General features: G+C 64.4%; 7 protein-coding genes and 1 pseudogene. 4 read left to right on the top strand and 4 right to left on the bottom strand.

All coding sequences use genetic code 11. From position 1 onward, the window contains the following. Together ACK5L9_RS06605 and ACK5L9_RS06600 are read left to right on the top strand one after the other, a co-directional pair. A pseudogene (locus ACK5L9_RS06605) lies at positions 1 to 238 on the top strand (hypothetical protein); the annotation flags it as partial. Further along, positions 238 to 1,191 carry a carbohydrate kinase family protein gene (locus tag ACK5L9_RS06600; RefSeq protein ID WP_416910671.1) on the top strand — a complete coding sequence of 318 codons (954 nt, stop codon included), beginning with the start codon at positions 238 to 240 and terminating at the stop codon, positions 1,189 to 1,191. The pseudogene ACK5L9_RS06605 and the gene ACK5L9_RS06600, both read left to right, overlap by 1 nt. 172 nt (positions 1,192 to 1,363) lie before the next feature. Here the strand turns inward: ACK5L9_RS06600 and lnt are convergent, their stop codons facing one another. Beyond that, positions 1,364 to 2,923 (bottom strand): apolipoprotein N-acyltransferase, encoded by a 1,560-nt coding sequence (gene lnt / locus ACK5L9_RS06595; RefSeq protein ID WP_416910670.1) that lies wholly within the window; start codon positions 2,921 to 2,923, stop codon positions 1,364 to 1,366. Then, positions 2,923 to 4,989 carry a DEAD/DEAH box helicase gene (locus ACK5L9_RS06590; protein WP_416910669.1) on the bottom strand — a complete coding sequence of 689 codons (2,067 nt, stop codon included), beginning with the start codon at positions 4,987 to 4,989 and terminating at the stop codon, positions 2,923 to 2,925. The genes lnt and ACK5L9_RS06590 overlap by 1 nt, the downstream gene beginning before the upstream one ends. A gap of 271 nt (positions 4,990 to 5,260) precedes the next feature. Between ACK5L9_RS06590 and ACK5L9_RS06585 the strand changes: the two genes are divergently transcribed. Beyond that, on the top strand, positions 5,261 to 7,117 hold the full coding sequence (locus tag ACK5L9_RS06585) for a cation:proton antiporter (RefSeq protein ID WP_416910668.1): 1,857 nt from the start codon (positions 5,261 to 5,263) through the stop codon (positions 7,115 to 7,117). Between the two features lie 66 nt (positions 7,118 to 7,183). On the opposite strand, the gene ACK5L9_RS06580 is transcribed toward ACK5L9_RS06585, so the two are convergent. Together ACK5L9_RS06580 and ACK5L9_RS06575 are read right to left on the bottom strand one after the other, a co-directional pair. After that, positions 7,184 to 7,792, bottom strand: a complete 609-nt coding sequence (locus ACK5L9_RS06580; RefSeq protein WP_416910667.1) for a hypothetical protein — start codon at positions 7,790 to 7,792, stop codon at positions 7,184 to 7,186. A gap of 6 nt (positions 7,793 to 7,798) precedes the next feature. Then, positions 7,799 to 8,323 carry a hypothetical protein gene (locus tag ACK5L9_RS06575; protein ID WP_416910666.1) on the bottom strand — a complete coding sequence of 175 codons (525 nt, stop codon included), beginning with the start codon at positions 8,321 to 8,323 and terminating at the stop codon, positions 7,799 to 7,801. A gap of 331 nt (positions 8,324 to 8,654) precedes the next feature. Between ACK5L9_RS06575 and ACK5L9_RS06570 the strand changes: the two genes are divergently transcribed. Continuing rightward, positions 8,655 to 9,223 (top strand): PCRF domain-containing protein (locus ACK5L9_RS06570; RefSeq protein ID WP_416910665.1); only part of this gene is annotated, 569 nt, incomplete at its 3' end.

Genomic DNA, 9,223 nt, shown 5'->3' with positions numbered 1-9,223 from the left:
GGGCGAGACGCCGATTGATTTCCAGCTTATGACGAACAAGGAACTGACCATCAAGTCGAACTTCCGCTATTCGAACATCTACCCCACCTGCATCGAGGCCGTTGCCGGGGGCAAGATCGACGTGAAATCCATCATTTCACTCTACTACCCGCTGGATCACGCCCCGCAGGCTTTCGAGGATTGCATTACCGAAAAATCGACCATGGTGAAGGCCCTCGTGAAGTTCGAGGGCGATTGATGGCTGCTCCCGAAATCATCTGTGCCGGCATGGTGGTGGTCGATGTGTTGGTGCGCGGCGTCAACGAGCTGCCCAGAATGGGCCAGACCGGCTTCGTGGAGGGTATCACGCTGGCCACCGGCGGCGATGCCAATAACGAGGCCGTCGCGCTGGCGAAGCTGGGCAACCGGGTCGGGCTGATCGGCCTGATCGGCGACGATACGCAGGGCCAGTTCATCCGCGATCAATGCCTCCGCGCCGGGGTCGGGGTCGAGGGGCTTTTCATCAAGCCGGGACAGGCCACAGCAACCGGCGTGGTGATGATCGAGGAGAGCGGCGAACATTTCTTCCTGACGCCGCATTCCCGGTCCCATGCCGAACTTGGCCCGGAACATATAGATCTTGCGTTGATCAAGCCGGGGCTGAAAGCGCTGTCAGTGGCCAGCCTGTTCACCTCCGAGCGTTTCGACCGTGAAGCGGTGGCAGCATTGCTGAAGAAAGCCAGGTCGGTCGGTGCGATCACCTTCGCCGATTTCGTGATGGATCAGCAGGGCTACGGTCTGGACGAGCTGGCAGAGATCTGGCCGCATCTCGACTACGTCCTGCCGAGCGAGATGGAGGCGCAGGTTTTCACCGGCACATCCAACCCCGCAGAGGTCGCTGCGGACTTCCAGCGGCGCGGGGTCAGGAATGTGGTCCTGAAGCGCGGTGCAACGGGGGCGGTCGCCTTTCACGAATCCGGAACCTTTTCGGCGCCTGCCTTCAAGGTCGAGGTGGCAGATACCACCGGCGCGGGCGACAATTTCGTCGCCGGATTTATCCACGGCCTCGTTCATCACATGCCGCTGCCGGATGCGCTGCGCTTCGGTTCTGCCGTGGCTGCCCTGTCGATGCAGGCCGTCGGCGCGGGGACCGGTCTGAAGGACCTGGCTCAGGTGGATGCTTTCCTGACCGGCAAACCTGTTACGCGCTAACGGCAACGGGCTTCGTGGGCAAACATCCGTTCGATGTGGCGGCACCATGAAGGCGTTATTCCCGATTGTCAGAGGCGGCCCCCGCAGTCGCCCGTTGGTCCTGTCTCCGGAACGGATGGCATGACGCCTGTGTTGGCGGGTCATGAGTTAACAACCTGATCGGGACCGGAGGTCAGTCCTGCTGCCGCATTCCTGCAAGGCGCGGCGTGCCTGCCGCTGCGGCCAGCGCCAGCAGTGCCAGCAATATGACCGGCGCAGGTCCGTGCCGGATCCAGAAGGTTTCCGGCAATGCGGCGGGCAGGGTGGTGTCGATCTTGCCGATCTCGCCCAGGCTCAGCGTCTGCCGCACGGCTCCATGCGCGTCGATCACCGCGCTGATACCGGTATTCGCGGCCCGGATCAGCGGCAGGCCCGATTCGATGGCCCGCAGCCGGGCCTGCGCCAGATGCTGATACGGCCCCGAAAATTTGCCGAACCAGCCGTCATTGGTGATTTGCAGCAGCCAACCGGGGCGTTGGTCCAGCCCGCGCAGATGCTGGGGAAAGATTGCTTCATAGCAGATCAGCGGCTGAAAGGCGGGCAGTCCGGGCAGGCTGATCGCGCGCGCGCCCGGCCCCGGCGCGTAGCCTGCGCCGGACTGTGCGGCAAAGGCGGTGATGCCGAACCGCGCCAGCTCGGCACCCCAGGGGATATACTCGCCAAAGGGCACCAGATGGAACTTGTCATAGGTCGCCATGAGCGTGCCGCCCGGTGCGATGGCCGCCAGAGCGTTGTGGTAAACGCCGCCCTCTTGCCGCTGGATCCCCAGCAGCAGCGGGGCATCTGCGGCTTGTGACATCGCAGGCAGAACCTCGCCCGCATCGTTCAGCAGGAAATTCACTGCGGTTTCCGGCCAGATCACCAAATCGCGCTGGCCGGGCGCTGCGGACAGGTCCAGAAGGCGGCCGAAAAAGATAGCGGACCATTCGGGATCCCATTTAAGCCTCTGTTCCGCGTCGGGTTGAACGATGCGCAGCCGCAGGGCGGTATCGGGCGGCAGGGGGGCGGCCTGGCGGGCAACGCCAACGGCCCAGATCATACCAGTCAGCAGCAGGCACAGAACGATCCCGCCGGCAAAGCCAAGGGCCGTCTGCCGCACCTGCCGCCACAGCAGCGCGGGCAGCGCCGCCGCAGTCAGGGTGATCGCGCTCAGCCCCGGAGCGCCGGTCCATGCAGCGGTCTGCGCGACCGGCGTGTCAATCCAGACATGGCCGATCAGCGCCCAGGGAAAGCCGGTAAAGATCCAGCCGCGCAGCCAGTCAGACAGGACAAGTGCTGCGGTGATGCCTGCGCTGCGGCTGCGCCAGCCGGGGCAGATTCGCGCTGCCGCCCAGACCGGCAGCGCCCAGAACAGTGCCCCTCCAATCGCCATCAGGATCAGTGCGAAAGGGGCCATCCAGCCATAGATTTCGGGCTCGACCAGAAACGGCTCGACGATCCAGACAAGAGCCAGCCCGAACCAGCCGATCCCGGCGGCCAGCGCATGCCAGAAGGCGGTGGCGGGGCGGGCGCGGGCGAAACGCCAGATCAGCACCGCCAGCGCGGCGACGGTTGCGCCCCAGACGCCAAAGGGCGCAAGTCCAAGCGCGGCAACCGCACCCAGCAACAGATCGATGCCCAGATGGCGCGGCGCCGGTCGCGCATGCCAACCAAGGCGTGGAGGCATCAGCCGGTCGCGCATCCGCGCAAACATCAGGCTTCGGCGTCGGCCGGCCTTGCAGGATTGGCGGGCTGACCCTGATCCGCTTCGATCGCCGTCTGCGCGGCGGCATCCGCCTTTTTGGCGCGCGGACGGCGGGTTTTGGGCTTGGGTGCGTCTTCGGTTCCGGCCTCGGCCACGGGCGTGTCAGCCTTTTTTCGGCGGGTGCGTTTTGGCTTTGGCGCCTCTTCCGCGACAGCCTCGCCGACGACGGCTTCGGTCGCTTCCGCGCTGGCCGTTTCCTTGTCGGCCTTGCGGCTGCGGGTCTTGCGCGGTTTTGGCGCTTCTGTGACCTCGGCCTCGGCCTCGGCCTCGGCCTCGGGCGTGTCGGCCTTTTTGCGGCGGGTGCGCCGGGGTTTGGCCTGTTCCTCGGGCGCGGGGGCTTCGGCGACAATCGCTTCGGGCGCGATCTCGGCCGGGGCATCCTGCGGGGCGACGGGTGCGGGTTCCATTGACGCAACCTCTGCGGGGGCCTTGTCGGCCTTGCGGCGACGGCTGCGCGCGGGTTTGGCAGGTTTCTCAATCGCCTCGGCCACAGGCTCCACCGGGACGGCTGTGATCGCGGGATCGGCCTCGGGCGTTTCCCCGGCGCTGCGCAGCGTTACCAGCATGAATTGGGGGACGTGATCGCCCATCCCGACCACGACCGCCCCACGATCCTCGCGGCCACGAGAGCGGCGGCGATCATCCCGGCGCGACGGTTCGGAACGTTCGGGGCGCGCGGCTTCGGTTCGCGATCCGTTGGCCTCGGCATTGCGGCGTTCGTGCTGGCGCGGCTGCCTGTCGCGATCACGTTCGCGATCACGTTCGCGATCACGTTCACCGTCATGACGGCCACGACGCCCGTTGCGCCCGCCCTTGCGATCATCGCGGGCACGCGGAGCCCCCTGCGAGGCATCCGACAGGGCAAAGCCCTCGGGGATGGTGCCGCGCGGCAGGGTTTGCTTTACCAGCGCCTCGATGGCAGTCAGGTATTTTTCATCCGACGGGGTCGCAAGGCTGACCGCCGTGCCGGTCCGGCCTGCGCGGCCTGTGCGGCCGATGCGGTGAACGTAATCCTCGGCATGGCTGGGCAGATCATAGTTGAACACATGGCTGACGGCAGGAATATCCAGCCCCCGCGCTGCCACATCCGATGCGATCAGCAGTTTCAGTTTTCCGTCACGGAAGTCATCCAGCGTCCGGGTGCGCTGTGACTGATCCAGATCGCCATGGATGGGCGCGGCATCATAGCCATGCTTTTTCAGCGATTTCGCGACGATATCCACATCTGTCTTGCGGTTGCAGAAGATGATGGCGTTTGTCAGTGCCTCGCCCTCGGCATCAATCAGGGCGCGCAGCAATTCGCGTTTCTGCTTGGCGCTCTGATCGCGGCGGGTCGGCGTGATTTCCACCAGCCGCTGCGTGATGGTTTCGCTGGTCGTGGCCTGACGCGCGACCTCGATCCGCTCGGGGGCGTGCAGGAAGGTGTTGGTGATCCGCTCGATCTCGGGGGCCATGGTGGCGCTGAAGAACAGTGTCTGCCGGGTAAAGGGCGTAAGCTGGAAAATCCGCTCGATATCGGGGATAAAGCCCATGTCCAGCATCCGGTCGGCCTCGTCCACGACCATGATCTGCACGCCGGTCAGCAGCAATTTTCCGCGTTCGAAATGATCCAGCAGACGGCCCGGTGTGGCGATCAGTACATCGACCCCCCGATCAATCAGCTTGTCCTGTTCGGCGAAAGAAACCCCGCCGATCAGTAAAGCCTTTGTCAGCTTGGTGTTCTTTGCATAGACGTCGAAATTCTCGGCAACCTGCGCGGCCAGTTCACGGGTCGGACACAGCACCAGACTGCGCGGCATGCGCGCCCTTGCGCGGCCCCGGCCCAGCATGGTGATCATCGGCAGGGTAAAGCTGGCGGTCTTGCCCGTTCCGGTCTGCGCGATCCCCAGCACATCCCGCCCTTCCAGCGCAGGCGGGATCGCCCCGGCCTGAATGGGAGTCGGCGTTTCATAGCCTGCTTCGGCGACGGCCTTCAGGACTTTGGGATCAAGCTTCAGATCAGAGAACTTCGTCATTCGGGACTTTCCAAGATGTCGCGCCACCCGACGCGAATGCGTACCGTGCCGCGCACCGTTCCGGTGCCCTTGCGGCCATTCATGGGACGCATGTCCAAACGCCCCGCCTGATGTCTGCCGGATGCAGACCCCGTCTCGCTAGACGAAAGATTCAGCAGCGTCAATCGGTAGCCGCGAAAAAGACGCGGTCCGCCAGAAATTTGCGGTGCCGCCGGACCCGCAGATATAAGAACGGTTTCCGGCGCAGGGAATCATAACATAGGGGACAGGCGTGGCAATCGAAACATCGGGCGGGCTTAGTCCTGTCGAGGCTTTGGCACTGATCGGCGCGGCCGGAGTGGGGGCGCAATGGCTGGCCTGGCGGTTCCGTATGCCTGCCATCGTGCTGATGCTGGCCGCCGGGTTGCTGCTGGGGCCGGTTACGGGCCTCATGGTGCCGTCGCGGGATCTGGGGGGCATCGTACATCCGATGATCTCGCTGGCTGTCGCCGTGATCCTGTTCGAGGGCGGGCTGACGCTGCGGCTGAAAAAGCTGGCCGATGCGCGGCCCGCCGTGCTGAGGCTGGTCTATCTCGGCGCGCCGCTGGGGTGGCTGTTCTCGACCCTGGCGCTGCATTTCGGCGCGGGACTGGGCTGGCCGGCCGCGGTGGTGTTCGGGGGCATCATGATCGTGACCGGACCAACTGTCATCGCGCCGCTGCTGCGGCAGGCAAGGCTGACCGCCCGGCCCGCGCAGATCCTGCAATGGGAAGGCATCGTCAACGACCCCATCGGCGCGCTGGTCGCGGTGCTGGCGATGGGGGTGGTCGCGGTCATGTACAGTGACCTGCCCGTCGCCACCTCGCTGGGGCATTTCGTTCTGGGCATTCTGGCGGCGCTGGCGTTTGGGCTTGCGGGGGGCTGGCTGATCGTCAGGGCGTTCCAGCGCGGCTGGGTGCCCGAATACATGAAGGTTCCGGCGCTGTTCATCATGGTGCTGGCGATTTTTGCGGCGACCGACAGCATCCTGCATGAAAGCGGGCTGCTGGCGGTGACGGTGATGGGGTTGCTGATCGCCAATGCCGATCTGCCCAGCTATCACGAGCTGCACCGCTTCAAGGAACATGCCTCGATCCTGCTGGTTTCGGGCGTGTTCATCCTGCTGTCCTCGGACATCCGCATCGCCACGCTTGCCGATCTGAACTGGGGGCGGACGATCCTGTTCATCCTGCTGGTCATGATGGTGGTCCGGCCGCTGACGGTGTTCCTGTCGCTGGCCGGGTCCGACCTGCCCTGGCAGGAAAAGGCGCTGATCGCGATGACCGGTCCGCGCGGCGTGGTGCTGGTCGCGGTGTCGGGCGTCTTTGCACAGCGGCTGGCGGATGCCGGCGTTCCCGAGGGCGCGGCCATCGCGCCTCTGGCATTCGTGCTGGTGCTGTTCACGGTGGTGGTTCATGGCTTCACGCTGGCACCGCTGGCGCGGCGGCTGGGGCTGACCTCGGGCGAAAAGCCGGGACTGCTGATCGTCGGAGGCTCGGTCTTTGCGTCCGGGCTGGCCAAGGCGCTGGAAAAAGCCGACGTGAACGTGCTGATCACCGACACCAATCGCGACCATCTGCACAGCGCGCGGGCCTCGGGCGTGCCGACATTCTATGGCGACATCCTGGGCGAGGCGGCGGAACATAATGTCGAATTTATCGCCTATTCGGGCATTTTGGCGGCATCTGATAATGATGCGTACAATACGCTGGTGGCAACCGATCTGGGGCCGGAATTTGGTCGCGACAACATCTGGCAGGTTGCCCGCCACAAAGAGGATCGCGCCCGTCACGCGCTGCCCAGCCAGCTTGGCGGCAAGCCGGTCAATGGCAACCGGCAACTGGAACAGTATCTTGACCTGCTGGCCAGTGGCTGGTTCTTCCGCACCACCCGCCTGACGGTCGAATATGGGCTGGACGACTGGCACGCCGCAAGGCCGGGCGCGGTGGCGCTGGCGATGGTACAGGACGGCGCGCTGCGCTTTGTGGCGGATGACCGGGAACTGTCTGGCAAACCCGGAACGCGGATCGTGTCGCTGATGCCGCCCGATCTGGCCCGCAGAATCGAGTCCGAAAACGAGGCGCGGGCCGGCATGCAGGACAAGTCCTGATACCAACGGCCTGATCGACGGCTTCGTTTATTTGTAACCCCAATGAACATTGGGTGCGGCGCGGGGTCAGTCCAGCCATGCCTCGGCGGGGACGGGGGTGTGGCTGCCACCGTTCCAGAGGTTCAACTCTCCGATCAGCCTGTTATCCCCTGTCAGGGTGAACCGCCCGTTCGAAGGGCGGTCGGCGGTGTAGCTGACCGAAAGGCGGCGGACACTGGCAGACATGGTCGGATCGCAGCGGTCGGTATGGTAAAGTGACGCGCAATTCCCTTTCCAATCGACATAGCGAACGGGAAAATTCAGGGTAACGCCTTCCTCGGCAAGTTTTCGCGTCGCCTCGGACGCGCCTGCCAGTTCCTCGGATATTTCTGCATAGGGCAGTGTCTTGACGCGCAGCGACTGCGCCATCAGGAACCTGCATCGCAGCGCCGCCGAACGGATCGCCGTGTCATCCGAGCCCAACCCCATATCAATTGCGGTGCCGACGAAATCGGGATCCTGGGCGCGCAGCAGATCCTTGTAGGCCGACAGTTTCTGCAAGGGGCTGCCGGCTTCGCTGAACCGCTGTTCCGCCGTGATCAGCCCGTCGCTGTCGATTGCCGGAAGGTCGGGGTCGCAGGCCCATGCCGCAGGGGCGAAAAGGGTTGGAAAAACGATGGCGCAAATCCATTTCATGCCAGATTACTCCTTGTAGACAGTGATTTTCACTCCGAAACTTCCGCGAGAAAATTCGTGCTCCTGCGCCGCGACAATGAAACATCCCGGTGCCAGTTCGAGGGGTATTTGCGCCGGATCAAGCCGGTTGAACCCTGTGCCCGGAAGGTGCAGTTCCACGCCCTGATACTGGCGCGCCACGATGTCGAAACGGGCCCGCGCGGCAATTGCCACGCCGCAGACCTGCCTGACCCGAGCGTTGGGGAAATCAACGGTCTCCTGAATGAACGATGATGCCGCAGGGGCGGTGGTGCCGGATGACCCGGGCGGGTCGGTCAGTGTTTCCGGCAGGCCGGAATATGCGAATGGCTTGGGCACGGGCGGTTCCGGCGGGGTGTCGGGGCGGGGCAGAATGTTTGTCAACAACCCGATCACCGCCGTGATCAGCCCGACGATGGCCGTGATCAGAACGATCTTCTGTGTTCCGCCATCCGCGAACGAACTGCCTTGCGCGGCTGCCCGGTCGGTTTTGCCGTTGTTCGGCTTTGCCATTACGCCCCCTGTACGCCCAAAGACTGCCACAACAGGCCTGACGTCTCCAGTTGTATTTTATCTGCTCGTTACAGACAGAGAGTGTTCGTTCAGCCATCGAAATCGTCGTGCGTTGCTCCATCGTCAGGATCACGCCCCCCTTGCGCCCTGCATATGGATGTCCGGCGTTTCGGGGTAACATCCTCCGGCCGGTTCCGCTCAGCCCGCCTGATCCCGAACGGCGGTGGCGGCTTCGGGCAGCCTGCGCCGGGTGCAGGCTGGTCTTGCCGCTGTCCGTCCGGCGCGGTATCACGCCTGACCGAAGATCGCCTGACGAACGAAGGAACCGCCCATGCGCGCCGAGACGCAGTCCACCATTGACGCTATCCGCAAGTCGCTGACGCTGCTGGGGCAGCGGATGGACTGGCAAACCGCGCCGCATCGTCTGGAAGAAATGAACGCCATGATCGAGGCGGGGGATCTGTGGTCCGATCCGGCCCGCGCGCAAAAGCTGATGCGCGAACGGCAGGCCCTGTCCGACGCGATCGAGACCTATCGCCGGATCGACGGGGATCTTGGGGCCAATGCCGAGATGGTCGAACTGGCCGAGGCCGAGGGCGATGCCGAATTGGTCGCCGAAGCCGAGGCGAATCTGAAAGCGCTGGCCGAACTGGCCGCGCAGAAGGAACTTGAGGCGCTGCTGAACGGCGAGGCCGATGGCAACGACACATTCCTTGAAATCAACGCTGGTGCGGGCGGTACGGAAAGCTGCGACTGGGCCAGCATGCTGGCGCGGATGTATGTCCGGTGGGCCGAGAAAAAGGGCTATGACGTCGAACTGATCAGCGAAAGCGCGGGCGACGAGGCGGGGATCCGGTCCGCCGCCTACAAGATCAGCGGGCATAACGCCTATGGCTGGCT

This window comes from Paracoccus sp. (in: a-proteobacteria) (genome assembly GCF_047973135.1).
GTDB lineage: Bacteria > Pseudomonadota > Alphaproteobacteria > Rhodobacterales > Rhodobacteraceae > Paracoccus.
This window is presented reverse-complemented; position numbering and strand designations above follow the sequence as displayed.